This window comes from Sphingomonas sp. (genome assembly GCF_036402235.1).
Taxonomy (GTDB): Bacteria; Pseudomonadota; Alphaproteobacteria; order Sphingomonadales; family Sphingomonadaceae; genus Sphingomonas.
The window spans coordinates 46,192-64,496 of sequence record NZ_DASWTG010000067.1; the positions used below are offsets into that span (position 1 = coordinate 46,192).

The window sequence follows — 18,305 nt, forward strand, 5'->3', positions numbered from 1 at the left end:
CGCCTTGAGAGAGGTCTGCCGGCGGAAGTCCCTAGAAGCTGAACCGCATGCCGGCGCGATAGATGCGGCCGGAGCTGGCATATTGAGTCACCGCTTCCTGGCCCTGATAGGCATAGCGCTCGCTCGGCTGGTTGGTGAGGTTCAGCCCCTCCACCGTGAGCGAGGCCCAGGGGGTGATCTTGTAGCTGGCCGAGGCATCGACGTTCGTGGTCGACCGGCTGTAGACGAAGTCGTTGATCAGCGGGCCGTTGCACTCGGTGCCCGCGACCGACGGGTTCGCAGGATTGTTGGTCAGGCCAGGGCTGCACGCGCCCGCCGCGATCGGATAGGTGGTCGAATAGCCCTTGCGGTGCGCCACCGAGACGCGCGCGCGGAACTTCTTGGTCTCATAATAGAGCGTCGCGTTGATCGCATCGGGGGAGACGTTGAGGAACGGACTCTTGCCGGTGACCCGCGGCGTGGGGGTCGCTGTCGAGCTTGCCTGCGTGCCCGGGTCGAGGATGTAGTTCAGCTCCGATGCGATGTGCGTATAGTTCACCTGCGCGCCGAAATCCTTGAGGAACCCGGGCAGGAAGGTGAAATCCATCTGGAAGCTCACCTCGAACCCGCGCAGCCAGCCGCCGGGCGCGTCGCGGAACTGGCGTGCGACGAACGGGCGATTGGCGTCGAGATAGGCGATCTGGTTCGCGTTGGTGAACTGGGCCCGGATCGCCGCGATCGTCTCGGCATCGGCGAAGTTCGACAGCGGCCCGGCGAACAGCACGGTCTGCGGGAAGCTCTCGATCTGCTTCTGGAACCCCGCGATCGAGATCAGGCCGCCCGGCGCGAAATACCATTCGATGCTGGCATCGAGGTTGGTCGAGCGGAAGGGGGCCAGTTGCGGGTTGCCGATCGTCAGCGATGCGCCATCAACCGCGCCGGTGTTGGGCACCGAGATCGCGGAGATCGACGGCGAGAGGTTGCCGAGCATCGGGCGCGCCATCACCTTCGACGCGCCGAAACGCACCAGCAGCTTGTCGATCGGTTCATAGACCAGGTTCATCGACGGCAGATAATCGGTGTAGCGGTTGGTGCCGACGATCGCACGACCCGCCGGCGTGGTGCCGTTGGAGGTCACGTCGGTGATCGCGACGCGCGTGCCGGCGTTGCCGCGGAACGGGCGGCCGAACAGCTCGGTATTCCAGTCGAACTGGAAGTAGAATCCCAGATCCTCTTCCTGCACCCCGAAATTCTCGCGCCCGCCATTGCGCTTGTTGGTCAGGCGCCAGTCGCCCCATTTGTTGATGCAGTTGCAGGTGAAGTCGAACAACTGCTGAAAGCCCGAAATGCTCGGCACGATGAAGCTGGTCATCGTCCCCTCGGGCACGTTCAGCCCCTGGCCGAACTGGATCGTGCGCGCGACGCTCGACGTGGTGACGCCGGCTTCCTTGAGCGTGGGGTTGAGCAGGTCGTTGTTGCGCTCCCACAGCTCGGTCTCGAATCCGAACTTGCGGTAATTGGCGCCGAAGCCGAGGTTGAGTTCCTCGTTCACCTGCCAGTCGAAATCCGCCTTGGCCTGCTTGTAGGTGTTCTTGACGAAGCGCTGATAGTGGCGGATCGCCGAGAAGCCCTTGACCACTTCCCAGTTTGCCGCATTGGCCGCGTCGAAGCCGAAGTTGATGACTGGCATCTTGCCGTCGCCGCGCTCGTCATAGACGAAGCTGCCCGGGCTATCCATGCGGTTGAACTCGACCAGCAGCCCCTGGGTGAAGTTGGTCGATTCGGACAGGCCGGCGATCACCCGCGCCTTGAAGACATCGGAAAACTCATGGGTAAGGTCGATCGAGCCCTGCTTGAACTGGGTGGTGTAGCTGCTCTGGTCGGCCGCCGAGCGGAAATCGACGTTGCGCAGCGCCAGATAGTCGGCGAGTCCGTTGGTGACGTTGGCGTCGAGCACCTCGACCGCCGGCCGCCCGATCAGCGCACCGCGATAGGCAAGGCGATTGGTCGAGGGGATATACCCCACCGAACGCGGGTTGTTGTAATAGTCATAGGGATCGAGATTGAACGGGTTGACGCTGAAGATGTTCGCGGTCCCCGGGCTAGTCCCGCCCGGAACCACCGCCGCCGCACCCAGGATCGACGGCACCACCGCGCCCGATGCGTTGACCGCGGTCGAGAAGGCGGGCGTGGTGCCGTAGAGCGCCTGGCCGCAATCCTGCTCGGGCGCGAGCGCCGAGGGACCGGTGGGGACGCACAAGCCCGGATAGAGCGCGCGCGCCGCGGCGGGCGTGATCGAGTTGGTCGCGGTGTTATAGGTCGCGTTGGTGTTGTTTCGGTTGAGGCCGACTGACGAGACCTGGTTGTAGGTGCTCTTGTTCTCGAACTTCGAATAGGCACCGTCGAGGCTGATGCGCGTGCGGTCGCCGATCTGCCACTGATAGGCCAGCGTCACGCCGATCCGCTCATTCTCCACATCCTGCTGCTCGATCGAGGCGAGCGCCGGGAAGCGCACCAGCGAATCATCGAAGCGGCCCGGGGTGCTGAACGGTGCGCCGGGATAGAGCTTGGCATAGGCCGCGGCATTGGAGCCCGTGAGCGCCGCAATCGCTTCGGGATTGGTCACCGCGCTGCCGAAGCTGGTGCCGGCGGGGGCGGCAAACCCAGCGCGCTGCGGGTTCTCGTCCCCCGCCCATTGCGTGCCGCGATAGACATAGTCGGACGAACCCGGCCCGCGGCGATACTGGTCGAGCTCGTTCTTCGACTTGCTCCACGCCACCGACAGCAACAGCCCCATCGTATCGTCGAGGAAGCGCGTCGAGGCGAGCCCGGCGAGGCGCGGGTTCCACTTCTTGCTGTTCCCCTGATAGCTGCCCTCGGCCGACAGCGCGAACTTGTTGCCCTTGTAATCGAACGGGCGCCCGGTCTGGAGGTCGATCGTCGCGCCGAGCGAGCCCTCGTCGGTCTCCGCCGACGGGGTCTTCTGCACCTTCAGCGAGCTGAACAGCTCGGAGGCGAAGGTGCTGTAGTCGAAAGCACGGGTCCGATTGGGGCTGGTGCCGGCGTCGTTCGCGCCCGCGGTGGACAGTGCCTCGAGCCCATTGAGGCGGGTGCGGTTGAAGTCGCCCCCCAGGCCGCGCACGGTGATCGTGCGCCCCTCGCCATTGTCGCGGTCGATCGACACGCCGGGCAGGCGCTGGAGCGATTCGGCAAGGTTGGTGTCAGGGAAATCGGCGATGTCCTCGGCATTGATCGCGTCGATCTGCACCGTCGCGTTGCGCTTTTCGTTGATCGCGCTGCGCAGCGACGCGCGATAGCCCTGGATGATCACTTCCTCGCCCTCGGCACCGCCGCCGGCCTCCTGCGGCGCCTCGATCGCTGGCGCCGCCGATGTCTGCGCGAGTACCGGTGCTGCTGCGAGGATCCCCGCGACCATCAGCGCACCGCGCGAGACTCCGGCGCCAAATCCTGCACGCTTGTTGCGGCGAATGTCGATCATATTCCCTCCCTTGAACCTCTCGGATGTGCCCGGAGGAGGGAGGTTGGCAGGCGGCGTGGCTCAGCTGTCCGCAAAGCCTGGTGGCTGCGGCGCTCGCCTTTCGTCGCTGATCCTCTCCCCTCGGTACAGCCGTTCCGTCCCTATTTCCCTGCTGGACGGCACCGGATGTTAGCGATAGCAATAGTCCACCGGTGTCATTGGTGCAATATCCAATGTCATCCATAAGTTAATGCGGGAATATCAAGTGCTTGTGATCCAGAATCACGGAAGGCTCTGGCGAACCGGCAAACCGGGATTGGATATGGCAACCGATACGAGTCGCGCCGGAATCGGCCTCAGAACACTGCTCAAAGCCGCCTCCATTGCCCCATTGTCACCGTTGTCACCGGTGTCAATCTCGTCACGCTCCTCGCTAAACCTTCGTGCACTTTATTACGCCGCGCGCGCCGGCACCCGGATCGAAGCGCTTCCTGCCGGCCCGGGCAAGGTCGTGACTCTGGATGCGGAACAGTTCGCATGATCGGCCGCCGCACGCTGATCGCGGGCACCGCCGCACTCGCGGCCGTCTCCCAAGCCAAGGCGGCATCGCGCGCCGATCTGGTGGTGGGCAGGTCGGGCCGCACGGGAACCTTCTCGACTCTGGCAGCGGCGTTCGACCATGCTCGCTCCCTCGGGCGTCCCGTACATATCCGAGTCGAGCCGGGTGTGTACGCGGAGAAGCTCAAGCTCGACATTCCCGACCTGCATCTGTCCGGCACCGGGCCAGCAAGCATCCTCAGCTTCGGTGCCGCATCGGGCCTCGCCGATCCGCAGGGGAGGAAATGGGGCACCGGCGGTTCTGCGACGCTCACCGTCACCGCGCCCGGCGTCACCCTGTCGAACCTCACCATCCGCAACAGCTTCGACTATCCCGGCAATGCCCGCATCGGCGCGGTGGACGGCGCGCAGGCGGTGGCGCTGTCGGTCGCGCGCGGCGCCGACCGCGCGGTCGTGCGCAACTGCGCGATCGAGGGCTATCAGGATACGCTCTATGTGCAGGAGAGCTGCCGCGCGCTGTTCACCGGCTGCACGATCAGCGGCAATGTCGACTTCATCTTCGGCGGCGCGACCGCGATCTTCGAGCGCTGCGAGATCCGCTCGCGCTTCGTGCCGGGCGCGGAGATACAGGGCTTCGTCGCCGCGCCGAGCACCCCGGTCGAGCTACCCGCAGGCCTCATCTTCCGCGATTCCCGGCTGACGCGCGAGCCCGGGCTGCCCGACGACAGCGTCTGGCTCGGCCGCCCCTGGCGCGCGGGCGGCAACATGCGCCTCACCGGCGCGGCGCTGTTCGATGCGTGCTGGATGGATTCGCACATCCGCCGCGATGGCTGGACGTGGATGGGCTATACCGATCCCGAGGGCATCCGCCGTCAGCTCACTCCGGCCGAGGCACGGCTGTTCGAGCATGCCAGCACCGGCCCCGGCGCGGGGACTGCCAGCTTTACCCGGAAGATGCTCGACAGCATCCATCTGCGGTGGTTCAGTCGCGAGCAGGCGTTCGGCGATTGGCATCCGGCGTGACGATGGAGAGACGATGACCCGCACCTTGATCCTGTGCGCCGGCCTGCTGCTGCCGCTCGCCGCAGCGGCCCAGTCGGGCACGCCCGCCCCCGCCCCGGCGCCGGCCGAAACGCAGCATGCGCGCTACCGGGTCTTCCTGATCGGCGATTCGACCGTCGCGCGCAGCAGCGGCTGGGGCGGCAGCTTCTGCGCCGCGCATGTGAAGCCCGAAGCCGCCTGTGTGAACCTCGCGCGCGGCGGGCGCAGCTCGGGCAGCTTCCGCGCGGAGGGGCTGTGGGATGCTGCGCTGGAGCAGGTGCGCAAGGGCGGCGCGGCGCGGACCTGGGTGCTGATCCAGTTCGGCCATAACGACCAGCCCGGCAAGCCCGGCCGCTCGACCGATCTCGCCATCGAATTCCCCGCCAACCTCGCGCGCTATGTCGACGAGGTGCGTGCGGCGGGCGCGGTTCCTGTGCTGGTGACACCGCTTACCCGGCGCAGCTTCACGGACGGGAGGCTACAGAACGACCTCGCGCCCTGGGCGGAAGCTGTGCGCCGCGTCGCCGCCCAGAAGAAGGTCGCGCTGGTCGATCTCAATGCGCGCAGCGCGGCGGCGGTGCAGGCGATGGGCGAGGAAGCCGCCGACCGTTTCGCGCAGGCGCCAAAGCCCGCCGCGCCGGCCGCGCCCAAGCCCCCGCAAGCGACCGAGGTGGTGGTCAATCCTGCGGCGCGCCCGAAACTCGCGTTCGACCGCACGCATCTCGGGCGCGAGGGCGCCGACTATTTCGCGAGGATGATGGCCGGCGAACTGGCCAGGGCCGTCCCCGGGATGCGGCGCGTGCTGATCCGATGATCGGGCCGGCGCTTCTGCTGATGCTCGCCGCGGCTGCGGATACGCCGCCCTATGCTGTCGCGCCCGGCGTGTTCGATCCCGCGCAGCCCGATCTCGGCCTCGCGCCGCCCGCGGGGACCGAGACCGCCACCATCTACGCCCCCGGCGGCGTCGGCGACCGCTTCTCCAACGGCGTGGTGCTGATCGGCTTCAAGGGCAGGCTCTACGCCCAATGGCAGAGCTCGGCGCTGCACGAGGACACCGCCGATACCTGGGTCCCCTATGCCGTCAGCCGCGACGGCCTGACGTGGGGCGCCCCGCGGAAATTACGCGGGCCGGGCAGCGGCGGCGTGATGCACTCCAACGGCGGCTGGTGGACCGACGGCAAGACGCTCGTCGCCTATATCAACGTCTGGCCGACCGGCTTCCAGTCCAAGGCGGGCGGCTATACCGAGTACATGACCAGTGCCGACGGCGAGCACTGGAGCGCGCCGCGCCGCGTGATGGGCCGCGACGGCAAGCCGGTCGAGGGCGTGATCGAGCAGGATCCGCATCGCCTGCCCGATGGCCGCATCGTCACCGCCTTCCACACAAGGCCCGGCCTGATCGTCGCACCCTTCTTCACCGACGATCCGCTCGGCATCTCCGGCTGGGTGCGCGGGCGGATGGACAATCTGCCGCTGACCGGCCCCGATGCCGGCAAGTTCAGCCGCGAGATCGAGCCGAGCCTGTTCCTGCGCGGGCGCTGCGCGGTGATGGTGTTCCGCGACCATGCCGAAAGCTTCCGCCAGCTCGCCTCGGAAAGCTGCGACCGCGGCGAGAGCTGGTCGCGTCCGGCGCTCACCAACATGCCGGATTCGCGCGCCAAGCAGAGCGCGGGTAATTTGCCCGACGGCACCGCCTTCCTCGTCAACGCGCCCAATGCCGATCGCATCCGCATCCCGCTCGCGGTGACGCTGAGCGGTGATGGCCGTTGCTTCGACCGGTCGTTCCTGCTGCGCGGCAAGGGCGACCTTCAGCCGCTGCGCGCGGCGGGCACGTACAAGCGCCCCGGCTACTCCTATCCCAAGAGCGTGATCTGGAAGGGACATCTGTACGTCGGCTACGCGGCGAACAAGGAGGATGCGCAGCTGACGCGCGTCCCCCTCGCGTCGCTCGCCGCCAGACCCGGCACCTGGCTTCCGCGCTGCCCGGCTTCCAACGAGGAGAAATGACGATGCGCCTGCTTGCGATTCCGATGGCGCTCGCACTCGCCGTCCCCGCTTCGGCGGAGGTGATCGGACAGATGACCCCGGCCGAGCCGCTGACCGAGGCGCGCATCGCCACGCTGCCCGCCGCCGAGCGTGAGGCGTGGCGCGCCTATCTCGCCCGCTCCGCCGCGCTGATGGCGGCCGACAAGGCGGCCCTGCTCGCGGAACGGAAAGGACTGGCAGCGATCCCGCCCGGCCCGCCCGACGGTCCTTCGGGCGGCGGCGGCATGCCGATGGACAGGCCCCCCGGCTGGTATGCCGGCCCCGACGCGCGGCGAATCGCCGACACCGTTGTGAGCTTCCAGACCCCGGCGGGCGGCTGGGGCAAGAACCAGAATCGCGACGCCCCGCCGCGGCTGCGCGGGCAGAGCTTCGTGATCATCGAGAAGCTGCCGCCCGAGGCTGCGGGCGACATCGTCTCGCTCGACAAGGGCTGGCGCTATGTCGGCACGCTCGACAATAATGCAACGGTGGCGGAGATCCGCTTCCTCGCCCGCGTCCAGACGGCATTGCCCGGCACGGAGGGCGATCGCTATCGCGCCGCAGCGCTCAAGGGGCTGCGCTACCTGCTCGGCGCGCAATATCCCAATGGCGGCTGGCCGCAGATCTATCCGCTGCAGGGCGGCTATCACGATGCCGTGACCTTCAACGACGACGCCGTGTCTCGCGCGGCGCAGCTGATGCTCGACACCGGCGCACGCAAGGGCGACTTCGCCTTCGTGCCACCGGCGCTGGCGAGCGAAGCGGCGGCAGCGGCCACCAAGGCGCGCGACGCGATCCTGCGCAGCCAGGTGGTGATCGGCGGCAAGCGCACCATCTGGGGCCAGCAGCATGACGCGCTCACCCTCGCCCCCACCGGCGCGCGCAATTTCGAGCCCAAATCGCTGGCGAGCGAGGAGAGCGCCGACCTGCTGCTCTTCCTGATGAAGCAGCCCGACCGATCGCCCGAAGTCGTGGCAGCGGTGCGCGACGGCGTCGCCTGGCTCGAGGCGCATGCGCTGCGCGACATCGGGTGGACGCCCAAACCCGGCCGCCGCCTCGTCGCCATGCCCGGCGCCGGGCCGCTCTGGTCGCGCTTCTACAGCCTCGACACCCAGACCCCGATCTATGGCGACCGGGACCGCCGCATCCTGAGCGACGTCAACGAACTGATCCCCGAGCGGCGCGACGGCTATAACTGGGTCGGCACCGGCCCGGCCAAGGCGATCGCGGCCTACCGGAAATGGGCAGCCAAGGCACCCTAGGCGAACACGCCCTTCGGGATATGCGTGATCCGGCACGCCAGATCCGCCTCGCCCGACGCGACGACATAATGGTCGCCGGCGTCGGCGATGCCGGTCGTGAACACCACGTCATGGACATACATCCGGTCGGCGAGCGGCGCGGTGAGCTCCGGGTTCGCCTCCAGCAACGGCGCATGCTCGCTATGCAGCGTGATCGACGGATCGTCGCGGTCGAGCAGCGACCAATAGGTGCGATAGATGCCGACGATCTCCTTGGGCTCGACGCCGTGCCATAGCGTGAGCCAGCCGCGTTCCGTGAGGATCGGCGGCGTTCCCCCGCCGATCCGCGCGGTCGCCACGGTGGTGGCATGCGGCCGGATGCCGGGGTTGAGGTGCGGCCGCCAGTGCCGCGCATCGGGTGATGTGGCGAGGTTGATCGACGGTCCCGCGCGCCAGTCGCTGCCGGGCGGATAGGCGAAGTAGAGGTCGCCCAGCGGGCGGGTCTGCGCCCAGTACTGCCCGCCCGGCTTACCCTCGAAGATCAGCATGTCCTTGTTCTGATGATCGAGCACGATCGAATCGAATCGCCAGTCGAGCCCATTGTCCGACGCGTAGAGCGTCGTCGAATGCCGCTCGGGGCTGACCGAGCAGGTTGTCATCAGCCACTCGTCGCCGACCTTGCTGATCCGCGCATCCTCGACGCCATAGCATTGGAAACTGCCCTCGGGCGCAATCGCCTTGTCGTAATGCACCGCGACCACATCCAGCCCCTCGGGCGTCAGCTCGACCGGCAGCAGCCACGACAGCGAGGTCAACGCCATCACCCGCCACCTTCCGCCGCGCAGCAGGAACTTGCGCGGGTCGGCGGTATCGGCAAGGTCGAGCGGCCAGCCGTCGAGGACATAGGCGCCGTCCTGCCAGCGGATCGCATGCACCTTGCCATCGCGGATCGGTTCGCGCAGCGCCTCGGCGACGCGCACCATCAGCAGCAGATTGCCATTGGGCAGCCGCGTCAGGCCGGGATTGAACGCGCCCAGCACATAGGTCTCGGCATCGAAATGCCCGGCGAGCGGCGAGCGCGCCAGATCCACGTCCGCGGGGCCGAACACCAGACGGTCGATCGCGAAGCGGCTCATGGATGCTCGCGCCGCGTCTCGACCCGCATCAGCGACACCGCAGTGCGGCGCGGCTGGGTCAGCATGAAGTGCGCCGCCGCGGCGATATCCTCGGCGCGCAGCATCTGTGCCTTGTGGATCAGCTCGCGCTGCTTTTCGGGCGGGAATTCCGGATACTGGAAATCGGCGCCGGTGAAGCCCGGCTCGATCAGCCCGATCTTGATGTCCTTTTCCGCCAGTTCCTGCCGCAGCGAATGCGCGAAGCCCTGGATTCCCGCCTTCGCCGCGACATAGATCGACGCCCCCGGTCCCTGCGACACCGCCGACATCGACCCGATCAGGATCAGATCGCTGCCAGCCTTCATCCGCTCAAGCGCCGCTTTGGTCGAGGTGAGGTAAGAGGTGAAATCGACCGCGATCTGATAGTCGAGATCGCCTTCCTCGGTGTCGGCGATCGCTTCGGCCGGAACCGCGGCATTGATCACCGCGATATCGAGGCCGCCGAGATGATTGTCGGCCGCCTCGAAGAAACGCGCGACATCCTCGCGCTTCGCCAGGTCGACATTGATCCCGTCGCCCTCGCCCACCTCGCGGATGCGTTCGAGCGCATCGCCGAGATGCTCGGGCGTGCGGCCGCACACGAACACCTTCGCACCTTCCGATGCGAGCAGCACCGCGATCGCCCGGCCGATGCCGGTGGTGCCGCCCGTGACGACCGCCTTGCGCCCGGCAAGGCGGGGCTGCTCGGTATGCGCGTCGGACAGGTCATGGGCAGGGGGTTCGGCGAGATCAGGCACGGCACACTCCTCGGATCGTTCTTCTCAAGCGGCGGCGGCGGCTTCGGTTCCCTGCGCGTCGTCACCAGGACAGCGAAATGCGTCCGTCTGCCGGCACGTGAAAGGTGATCCGGTCCTGGCCGTCGGCGTGCGGGCGCACGCGATCGCCGCCCAGCGTCGCGACCTTCACCGCAGGCAATTTGGCCCGCGGCTTGCGGATCAGAATCAGCGTCGCGCTGCACCCCTCGCCACCGCCGAGCTGGAAGCTCAGCGTCCTCTCCCCCGGCCGATCGGCGGCGAGCAGGAAATGGTCGCAAAACAGGGTGAAGGGCGCATCGCGAAAGCGGTGGAAGGCGCGCGTCGCGAACACGAAGGCTGCACCGCAGCCATAGATTTCCTGGCCGACCTGCCCCGCCTGCTGCCCGTCGACATACAGGTCCTCGAGCGGGAAGGAGAGCTTGCGGTCGACATGCCCGTTATTCTCGCGCTGCTCGGGCGCGATCGCCTCGGGCGGCAAGGCGTCGGGATAGTAGAACCAGGCCCGGTCGAGGGCGTAGCGGCAATATTCGCTGAGCAGCATGCGCACCCCGGCGTCGAGATCGGGGCCGCCGTCCTTGAGGTAATGCTCGAACGCGGCGAAGCTGTCGAAACATTCGTACATCGCCATGTACGGCGCGTCGTGCAGCGCGGTGACGCCCATGAAATTACGGTAATGCCGCGCATGCCCCAGCTCCGATTCCCACAGCGCGGCATTGTGGAAGAAGCTGGCGAGGAAGACATAGGAATGCGCGAGATAGGCGGGGTCGTCGTCGATCCGCCACAGCCGCATGCACGCCGCCGCCCCCCAGGCGGTGAGGTTCGCCTGATAGTTGAGCTCGAAGCGCATGCCCTTGAGCGCCCGAATCGCCGCACGCGCCTCATCGAGGAAGCGTTTGTCGTCGGTCAGCTCGAATGCCTGCAGCATGACATAGGCATAGATGCCGCCGACATCGGTCTGCCCCAGCCCGTCGTCGTTGCGCGCTTCGGTGATGACCGAGAAATCGCCGACCTTGAACTGGATCGGCCAGACGTAGCGGAAATGATGTGCTGCCTTGATCGCATAGTCGATCGAATCGCGGAACAATCGCTCGGCGCGCTTGTCGCCGTCCAGCGCGAGGCGGCCGAGGTTGAGCAGCGGGTGATAGAGATACCAGCTGTCGACCGCGTCGGCGTCCTTGTCCCTGCCGACATTGGGAAGATAGCGGCGCAGCGCGCGCAGCTTCGGATCGTAGAATTTGCGCAATCCGCGGGCGAGCTCTGCCTGAAGCGGGATCTCGCGGCCCGTCCATGCCTCATAGTCGCGCAGCGCAGAGAGCACCGACAGCTGGGCCATCGAGTCCGGATACTCGGCGGCGGTATAGGGGTGGAGATAGCGGAAGCCGTAATGGCGGATCGTCGCCTCCGGCGCCTTGTCGAGGTCGCGGAGCGAGCGGTCGGCGCGCGCGATCCAGTCATGGAACTCGGTGCGCGGAAGCTCGAGGCGGCGGTAGATCGCGGCGAGCAGCGAGAGATAGCGCTGCGCCATCGCGGCCTCGTCCGCATCAATGTTGTCGTGCACCGCAAGCAGCGCGTCATAGACGATCACGTCCTCGCCCGCTGGCAAAGGCTTGATCGGCGGCTGCGGGCTTTGCGGCGGCGCCGGGGGCAGATAGCCGAGCTCGGGCCACTCGCCGCCGACAGCGCCGTCGGGCGTCGTGCCGGTATGTTTGAAGCGCCGGTTGAGTGCGGTGAAGTTCTGGAAATAGAGCACGCTGCCGAATGCCGGTTCGGCCAGCCGGAAATAACACACTCCGCCGTTGAGCCCACGTTGCGCCGCCTCGACCTTGCCGACGGCAGCCAAGGGATCATCGCGCGCGTCGATCGGATAGATGTCGCGCGGCAGGAACGGGATCAGCACGTCTCCCGAGGGCGTAAGCGTCGTGGTGACGCGCAGCACCGGCACCTCATCCGCATGCAGCCGCAGCACCACCGACTGCGCGCCGGTCACGCTCTCCAGCTCGATCCGCATCGCTTCGCCGTCGCGCGCCGCCGCCGTTCGTGCCGTCCGGCAGCCGCCGGGGGCATGCGCGATGCGAAGTGCGATCCCGCCCCTGCGTGCGCGGCGGATCAGCGCCCAGAGCGAGTCCTGCCCCACCGCGACCTCGATCTCCAGATCGCGCAGGGCGAGCTTGCCGAGCGGCCGCATCGATCCGGCGCGCAATTCCTCGCGCAGCATCAGCACCTGGGGACTTGCCGGCACCGCCGAAGCCCCTTGCCGACGCGTGGAAAGCTTTCCGCTCATCGGCGCTCCTCCGGACCCTGGGCGGCGGCGGGATCGCCGCACGAAATCACGCGGGCTGCAGCTTCACCGCGCGCGGTTCGGCGGGGGGAAGGCCACCGCTTTCCGCCTGCGCCATCAGCTCCTGCTTGCGCGCCAGCATCGCATCGCGCAGTTCCACCAGATCGACTTCGGCCTTACGGCACTGGGCGAACATGCCTTCGGACGGCATCTCCTCCTCATGAACATGGTGCTTGATCTCCTCGGAAAGCACCATCACCTTCGCGTCGTAGAAATCGTCGTCCGGGCTGCCCGCCGCGATATCGTTGACCAGCACCTTGGCGCCGTCATGCTCGACATAGGCTTCGTCAAGCAGGTCATTGTCGATCTTGCCGCGGAATGCCGGATAGAAGAGCTCTTCCTCGATCATGGTGTGGATCTTGAGCTCGTTGCAGATCTGCTGCGCGATCCGGGCTTTAGCGGTCGACCCGGCGGCCTTCTCAAATTGTCCGAACAAGTCCTCGACCTTGCGGTGGTCGGCCTTGAGCAGCGCGATGGCGTCCGTGAACTCCTGTTCCGGCATGACCTGAACTCCCGATTGCTATGCGGAAGGAAAGCGCCAGCCCCCTTTCGGGTTCCGGCGCCCGCTCAAAATGGCTCGCTGACGCCGTGGAACCAGCGCACCCGGCGCGGCGTATCAAGCAGGCACAAACCCGTGCAATTCCCGCGCGATGGAGGTGACAATGAGTCCCGCCAAGAAATACGCCTATGCCTGGATCACGATCGGGTTCTTCCTCATCTCGATCGCGGGCCATTGGATCTTCGGCTGGTTCGCTTTTGTGAACGAAGCGAGCGAGCATGGCCAGCAGCCTGAGGTCGCAAGCTACCTCGTCGTGATGGGCCGCGACACGTTCGAGAATTGGCAATCGGAATTCCTGCAATTGCTCTGGCAGGTCGTCGGCCTCGCCTACTTCCTCTATGTCGGCTCGTCGGCGTCGAAGGAGAATGACGACCGCGTCGAGGCCAAGATCGACGCCTTGATCAAGCTCCAGGCCGGCAAGGACGCCGATGCGATGATCGACGATATCGACCGCCGCTATCTGCGCACGCACGGCCATGCCCAGCCGCACGGATCGGATAATGAGGACGCGCAGTCGCTCCCCTGACACTGCCTGGTCGCGGAGTCGATCACCCGCCTGATTGCATTGTGCGCATCCCACCCATATCCCGTGCGCGGGAGATTTTGATGAGCCGTTCGACTCGCAGGACTTTGGGCGGCGTGACCGTGCAGGACGTGGCGCGCGCCGCGGGCGTTTCCGCGATGACCGTGTCGCGCGTGATGAACGGCGGCACCAATGTCCGCGAGGACACGCGCAAGGCGGTGCTCGCCGCGGTCGAGCAGCTCAACTACCGCCCCAATGCCGCCGCGCGTTCGCTCGCGGCGGGCGGCGCGGCGCAGATCGGCCTGCTCTACGCCAACCCCTCGGCGGGCTATCTCAGCCAGTTCCTGATCGGTGCGCTCGAGGCCGCGCGGCGGGCCGGCTGCCACCTCGTGCTCGAAGCGTGCGAGGACGATGGCGCGCCGGCACAGGAGGAAGCGGTGCGCCAGCTGATCGATGCCGAGGTGCGCGGCGTGGTGCTTCCCCCACCGCTGTCCGAATCCGCAGCGGTGCGCGCCGCGCTCGCCGAGGCCGGCATCCCTTGGGCGGCGATCGCGATGGGATCGCAGGACACCGGCACGCTCAACGTGCGCATCGACGATTTTGAAGCCGCGCGCGCGATGACCCGGCACCTGATCGAGCTCGGCCATCGCGAGATCGGCTTCATCAAGGGGCATTATAACCAGGTCGCGAGCGCCGAGCGCCACCGCGGCTTCGTCGCAGCGCTGAAGGAATCCGGAATCGATCCCGCAGCCGCGCGGGTCGAGCAGGGGCTGTTCACCTATCGCTCCGGCCTCGAGGCGGCGGCGCGCATTCTCGACGGGCCGGGCGCGCCGACCGCGATCTTCGCGTCGAACGACGACATGGCGGCGGCGGCAGTCGGCGTCGCGCACCGCCGCGGGCTTCAGATACCGGGCGACCTCAGCATCGTCGGGTTCGACGATACGGCGATCGCCACCAGCATCTGGCCCGCGCTGACCACCATCCGCCAGCCGATCTCGGCGATGGCGGAGGCGGCGATCGCCATGCTGCTGCGTCGCGTGCGCGAGCGGCCGGGCGACACAGAGGCCACCGAAGACGAGGTGCTGCCCTACGAGCTCGTGCTGCGCGATTCCGCGGGACCGCGGAAACACTAGTTTGCGCTTGCCAAAGGCGCGGGCGCCACGGCATAAGTTACCGCTAACAATGGCGCGCCGGGCGCAGCTGGGAGGGATGAATGAACGAGGCAGTCGCAGCGCGCGCCAATATGGGGCTGATCATCGCCATCGTCGCGGTCGCGACGATCGGCGGCTTGCTGTTCGGTTATGACAGCGGCGCCGTGAACGGCACGCAGGACGGGCTCAAATCGACCTTTGCGTTGAGCGAAGGCGGGCTCGGCTTCACCGTCGGCTCGCTGCTGATCGGCTGCTTCATCGGCGCCTTCCTCGCCGGCCGCCTCGCCGATCTGATGGGCCGCCGCAACGTGATGATCCTGACCGCGATCCTGTTCCTGATTGGCGCGCTGATCCAGGGTTTCAGCCACGAGCAGTGGATCTTCGTCGCCGCGCGCATCGCGGGCGGCATGGCGGTGGGCGCGGCGAGCGTGCTCTCCCCCGCCTATATCTCCGAGGTCGCGCCCGCCAACATCCGCGGGCGGATGACCACCGTGCAGCAGATCATGATCATCTCCGGCCTCACCGCCGCGTTCGTGGTGAATTATTATCTCGCCCGAACCGCCGGCGCCTCGACCAACATTTTCTGGGGCGGGTACGAGGCGTGGCGCTGGATGTACTGGATGCAGGCGATCCCGGCGACCGTCTTCCTCGTCGCCCTGTTCTTCATCCCCGAAAGCCCGCGCTACCTCGTCTCCAAGGGCCGCAATGAGGAGGCGGCCCGCGTCCTCACCAGCCTGTTCGGTGCCGAGACCGCGACGAAGAAGCTCGCCGAGATCCAGGCGAGCTTCTCCGATCATCGTCCGGCGCTGCGCGACATTCTCGATCCGGTGAAGGGCGGCGTCCGCCCAATCGTCTGGGCGGGGCTACTGCTCGCGGTGTTCCAGCAGCTCGTCGGCATCAATGTGATCTTCTATTATGGCGCGACGCTGTGGCAGCTCGCCGGCTTCACCGAGAATGACGCGCTGCTCATCAACATTGTCTCGGGCCTCGTTTCGATCGCGGCCTGCTTCGTTACCGTCGCGCTGGTCGACCGCATCGGGCGCAAGCCGCTGTTGCTGATCGGATCGGCGGGCATGGCCGTCACGCTGTTCGCGATGGTCTTCGCGTTCAGCCAGGGCTCGCTCGATGCCAGCGGCAAGCTGGTGCTGTCGCAGCAGCTCGGCATCATCGCGGTGATCGCCGCCAACCTCTACGTCATCTTCTTCAACGTCAGCTGGGGCCCGGTGATGTGGGTGATGCTGGGCGAGATGTTCCCCAACCAGATCCGCGGATCGGCGCTCGCCGTGTGCGGCTTCGCGCAGTGGTTCTCGAATTATCTGATCGCGCAGAGCTTCCCGATCATGGCAGCTGGCCTCGGCCTTGCGGTCAGCTACAGTTTCTATGCGGTGTGCGCCGTCATCAGCTTCTTCCTGGTCAGCAAGTTCATCCACGAGACCAAGGGCAAGGAACTCGAGGAAATGCAGGGCTGAAATGACCGAACGCACCCCGGCGCGGCCCTTCCGCTCGCGCGAATGGTTCGCCGCGCCGGGCCGCAGCGACATGACCGCGCTCTATCTCGAGCGCTTCATGAACTACGGCCTGACGCCCGAGGAGCTGCGCTCTGGCAAGCCGATCGTCGCGATCGCCCAATCGGGGTCGGACCTGTCCCCATGCAACCGCATCCATGTCGATCTGGCGAAGCGCGTGCGCGACGGCATCCGCGACGCGGGTGGGATCCCGATGGAATTCCCGATCCATCCGATCTTCGAGAATTGCCGCCGCCCGACCGCGGCGCTCGACCGCAACCTTGCCTATCTGGGGCTGGTCGAGCTGCTCAACGGCTATCCGATCGACGCCGTCGTGCTCACCACCGGCTGCGACAAGACGACGCCTGCGCAGGTCATGGCGGCCTCCACCGTCGATATCCCCGCGATCGTCCTCTCGGGCGGCCCGATGCTCGACGGCTGGCATGAGGGCGAGCTGGTGGGATCCGGCACCGTCATCTGGCGCGCGCGGCGCAAGCTCGGCGCGGGCGAGATCAGCGAGGACGAATTCCTCGACGCCGCCGCGGCCTCCGCACCTTCCGCTGGCCATTGCAATACGATGGGCACCGCCTCGACGATGAATTCGATCGCCGAGGGACTTGGCCTGTCGCTGCCCGGCTGCGCGATGATACCGGCACCGTACCGCGAGCGCGGCCAGATCGCCTACGCCACCGGCCGCCGTGCGGTCGAGATCGCGTACGAGGACCTGCGCCCGTCGAAGATCCTCACCCCCACCGCCTTCCGCAACGCGATCGCGCTGACCACCGCGATCGGCGGCTCGTCCAACGCCCAGCCGCACATCGTCGCGATGGCGCGCCACGCCGGGGTCGAGATCGCCGCAGAGGACTGGATGGCGGCCTACGACCTGCCCTTGCTCGTCAACATGCAACCCGCGGGCAAATATCTCTCCGAGCGCTTCCACCGCGCAGGCGGCATCCCCGCGGTGCTCAAGGAATTGCTCGCCGCGGGCAGGATCGACGGCAGCGCGCTGACCGTGACCGGCGAGACGCTGGCGCGCAATGTGGCCGACGCGGCCGTGCCCGACGGCGATGTGATCCTGCCCTATGCCGCGCCGCTCAAGCAGGCGGCGGGCTTCCTCGTCCTCAAGGGCAATCTGTTCGATTTCGCGATCATGAAGACCAGCGTGATCTCCGACGAGTTCCGCGCCCGCTATCTCTCGGTGCCCGGCCGCGAGGGCGTGTTCGAGGGCCGCGCGATCGTGTTCGACGGATCGGACGACTATCACCACCGCATCAACGATCCCGCGCTGGCGATCGACGCGGACTGCATCCTCGTCATCCGCGGCTCGGGTCCGCTCGGCTGGCCCGGCTCGGCCGAAGTCGTCAACATGCAGCCGCCGGACGCGCTGCTGAAAGCGGGCGTCACCAGCCTGCCCACGCTCGGCGACGGGCGCCAGTCGGGCACGTCGGACAGCCCCTCAATCCTCAACGCTTCGCCCGAGAGCGCAGCGGGCGGCGGCCTCGCCTGGCTGCGCACCGGAGACACCATCCGCATCGACCTGAACGCCGGCACTTGCGACGCGCTGGTCGACCCGGCCGAGATCGCCCGTCGCCGGGCCGCACCCGCGCCACCGGTCCCCGAGAGCCAGACGCCGTGGGAGGAACTGTACCGCGAGAAGACCGGGCAGCTCGCGACCGGCGGCGTGCTCGAGTACGCGGTCAAGTATCGCGGCACCTCGGCAACGGTGCCGCGGCACAACCACTAGAGTCTGTCCTGATTATGCTGAATCGATTGGGGATTCCCAAGAGGGTGTGATTGTGATTCAAGCTGCTGGCTGGGCAGGAGGCCAGCAGGGATAGCACGAGCCTATTCTGACGATTTGCGAGAGCGTGTTGCGGCAGCGGTCTTGTCGGGCCGATCCGGGCGCGAGGTCGCGGCAGCGTTCGGGGTGAGCGTTGCGAGCGCGTTGAAGTGGTCGCAGCGGCTGCGCGAGACGGG

At 67.1% G+C, this 18,305-nt stretch carries 15 protein-coding genes; 10 read left to right on the plus strand and 5 right to left on the minus strand.

Going from position 1 to position 18,305, the window contains the following annotated elements:
* Positions 1 to 31: 31 nt before the first annotated feature.
* Positions 32 to 3,478, minus strand: coding sequence for a TonB-dependent receptor domain-containing protein (locus VGD28_RS13760; protein ID WP_331028916.1), 3,447 nt, complete (start codon positions 3,476 to 3,478; stop codon positions 32 to 34).
* Between the two features lie 301 nt (positions 3,479 to 3,779).
* Here VGD28_RS13760 and VGD28_RS13765 point away from each other — a divergent pair, with 301 nt between their 5' ends.
* From VGD28_RS13765 to pelA, 5 genes are read left to right on the plus strand one after another with little or no spacing between them, the layout of a single operon-like run.
* Positions 3,780 to 3,998, plus strand: a complete 219-nt coding sequence (locus tag VGD28_RS13765) for a hypothetical protein (RefSeq protein WP_331028917.1) — start codon at positions 3,780 to 3,782, stop codon at positions 3,996 to 3,998.
* Positions 3,995 to 5,038: a pectinesterase family protein gene (locus VGD28_RS13770; RefSeq protein ID WP_331028918.1), complete on the plus strand. Its 1,044-nt coding sequence runs from the start codon at positions 3,995 to 3,997 to the stop codon at positions 5,036 to 5,038. The genes VGD28_RS13765 and VGD28_RS13770 overlap by 4 nt, the downstream gene beginning before the upstream one ends.
* A 13-nt stretch (positions 5,039 to 5,051) precedes the next feature.
* The gene (locus tag VGD28_RS13775; protein ID WP_331028919.1) at positions 5,052 to 5,870 is read left to right on the plus strand and encodes a rhamnogalacturonan acetylesterase; all 819 of its coding nucleotides are present in this window, start codon (positions 5,052 to 5,054) and stop codon (positions 5,868 to 5,870) included.
* Positions 5,867 to 7,063 (plus strand): sialidase family protein, encoded by a 1,197-nt coding sequence (locus tag VGD28_RS13780; RefSeq protein ID WP_331028920.1) that lies wholly within the window; start codon positions 5,867 to 5,869, stop codon positions 7,061 to 7,063. The genes VGD28_RS13775 and VGD28_RS13780 overlap by 4 nt, the downstream gene beginning before the upstream one ends.
* Positions 7,064 to 7,065: 2 nt before the next feature.
* Positions 7,066 to 8,343: a pectate lyase gene (gene pelA / locus VGD28_RS13785; RefSeq protein ID WP_331028921.1), complete on the plus strand. Its 1,278-nt coding sequence runs from the start codon at positions 7,066 to 7,068 to the stop codon at positions 8,341 to 8,343.
* Here pelA and VGD28_RS13790 read toward each other — a convergent pair.
* From VGD28_RS13790 to VGD28_RS13805, 4 genes are all read right to left on the minus strand, one after another.
* Positions 8,340 to 9,458 (minus strand): glycosidase, encoded by a 1,119-nt coding sequence (locus VGD28_RS13790; protein WP_331028922.1) that lies wholly within the window; start codon positions 9,456 to 9,458, stop codon positions 8,340 to 8,342. The genes pelA and VGD28_RS13790 overlap by 4 nt on opposite strands.
* Positions 9,455 to 10,234 (minus strand): SDR family oxidoreductase, encoded by a 780-nt coding sequence (locus VGD28_RS13795; RefSeq protein ID WP_331028923.1) that lies wholly within the window; start codon positions 10,232 to 10,234, stop codon positions 9,455 to 9,457. Before VGD28_RS13795 ends, VGD28_RS13790 begins: the two co-directional genes overlap by 4 nt.
* Positions 10,235 to 10,295: 61 nt before the next feature.
* Positions 10,296 to 12,491: a hypothetical protein gene (locus VGD28_RS13800; RefSeq protein WP_331028924.1), complete on the minus strand. Its 2,196-nt coding sequence runs from the start codon at positions 12,489 to 12,491 to the stop codon at positions 10,296 to 10,298.
* A gap of 88 nt (positions 12,492 to 12,579) precedes the next feature.
* Positions 12,580 to 13,092: a hemerythrin domain-containing protein gene (locus VGD28_RS13805; protein WP_331028925.1), complete on the minus strand. Its 513-nt coding sequence runs from the start codon at positions 13,090 to 13,092 to the stop codon at positions 12,580 to 12,582.
* 160 nt (positions 13,093 to 13,252) lie between these two features.
* Here VGD28_RS13805 and VGD28_RS13810 point away from each other — a divergent pair, with 160 nt between their 5' ends.
* From VGD28_RS13810 to VGD28_RS13830, 5 genes are all read left to right on the plus strand, one after another.
* Positions 13,253 to 13,675 (plus strand): DUF6766 family protein, encoded by a 423-nt coding sequence (locus VGD28_RS13810; protein ID WP_331028926.1) that lies wholly within the window; start codon positions 13,253 to 13,255, stop codon positions 13,673 to 13,675.
* A gap of 80 nt (positions 13,676 to 13,755) precedes the next feature.
* Positions 13,756 to 14,805: a LacI family DNA-binding transcriptional regulator gene (locus VGD28_RS13815; RefSeq protein ID WP_331028927.1), complete on the plus strand. Its 1,050-nt coding sequence runs from the start codon at positions 13,756 to 13,758 to the stop codon at positions 14,803 to 14,805.
* A gap of 80 nt (positions 14,806 to 14,885) precedes the next feature.
* Entirely contained in the window at positions 14,886 to 16,292 is a 1,407-nt protein-coding gene (locus VGD28_RS13820; RefSeq protein ID WP_331028928.1) for a sugar porter family MFS transporter, read from the plus strand.
* A 1-nt stretch (position 16,293) separates the two neighbouring features.
* Positions 16,294 to 18,072, plus strand: a complete 1,779-nt coding sequence (locus tag VGD28_RS13825; RefSeq protein ID WP_331028929.1) for an IlvD/Edd family dehydratase — start codon at positions 16,294 to 16,296, stop codon at positions 18,070 to 18,072.
* A gap of 90 nt (positions 18,073 to 18,162) precedes the next feature.
* Positions 18,163 to 18,305, plus strand: a 143-nt coding sequence (locus tag VGD28_RS13830) for a helix-turn-helix domain-containing protein (protein WP_331028931.1), incomplete at its 3' end; no start/stop codon positions are given.

Bases quoted from the DNA above. Each gene is read 5' to 3' on its own strand.
- VGD28_RS13760 (WP_331028916.1), bottom strand. From the start codon at position 3,478: ATGATCGACATTCGCCGCAACAAGCGTGCAGGATTTGGCGCCGGAGTC.
- VGD28_RS13765 (WP_331028917.1), top strand. From the start codon at position 3,780: ATGGCAACCGATACGAGTCGCGCCGGAATCGGCCTCAGAACACTGCTC.
- VGD28_RS13770 (WP_331028918.1), top strand. From the start codon at position 3,995: ATGATCGGCCGCCGCACGCTGATCGCGGGCACCGCCGCACTCGCGGCC.
- VGD28_RS13775 (WP_331028919.1), top strand. From the start codon at position 5,052: ATGACCCGCACCTTGATCCTGTGCGCCGGCCTGCTGCTGCCGCTCGCC.
- VGD28_RS13780 (WP_331028920.1), top strand. From the start codon at position 5,867: ATGATCGGGCCGGCGCTTCTGCTGATGCTCGCCGCGGCTGCGGATACG.
- pelA (WP_331028921.1), top strand. From the start codon at position 7,066: ATGCGCCTGCTTGCGATTCCGATGGCGCTCGCACTCGCCGTCCCCGCT.
- VGD28_RS13790 (WP_331028922.1), bottom strand. From the start codon at position 9,458: ATGAGCCGCTTCGCGATCGACCGTCTGGTGTTCGGCCCCGCGGACGTG.
- VGD28_RS13805 (WP_331028925.1), bottom strand. From the start codon at position 13,092: ATGCCGGAACAGGAGTTCACGGACGCCATCGCGCTGCTCAAGGCCGAC.
- VGD28_RS13810 (WP_331028926.1), top strand. From the start codon at position 13,253: ATGAGTCCCGCCAAGAAATACGCCTATGCCTGGATCACGATCGGGTTC.
- VGD28_RS13815 (WP_331028927.1), top strand. From the start codon at position 13,756: ATGAGCCGTTCGACTCGCAGGACTTTGGGCGGCGTGACCGTGCAGGAC.
- VGD28_RS13820 (WP_331028928.1), top strand. From the start codon at position 14,886: ATGAACGAGGCAGTCGCAGCGCGCGCCAATATGGGGCTGATCATCGCC.
- VGD28_RS13825 (WP_331028929.1), top strand. From the start codon at position 16,294: ATGACCGAACGCACCCCGGCGCGGCCCTTCCGCTCGCGCGAATGGTTC.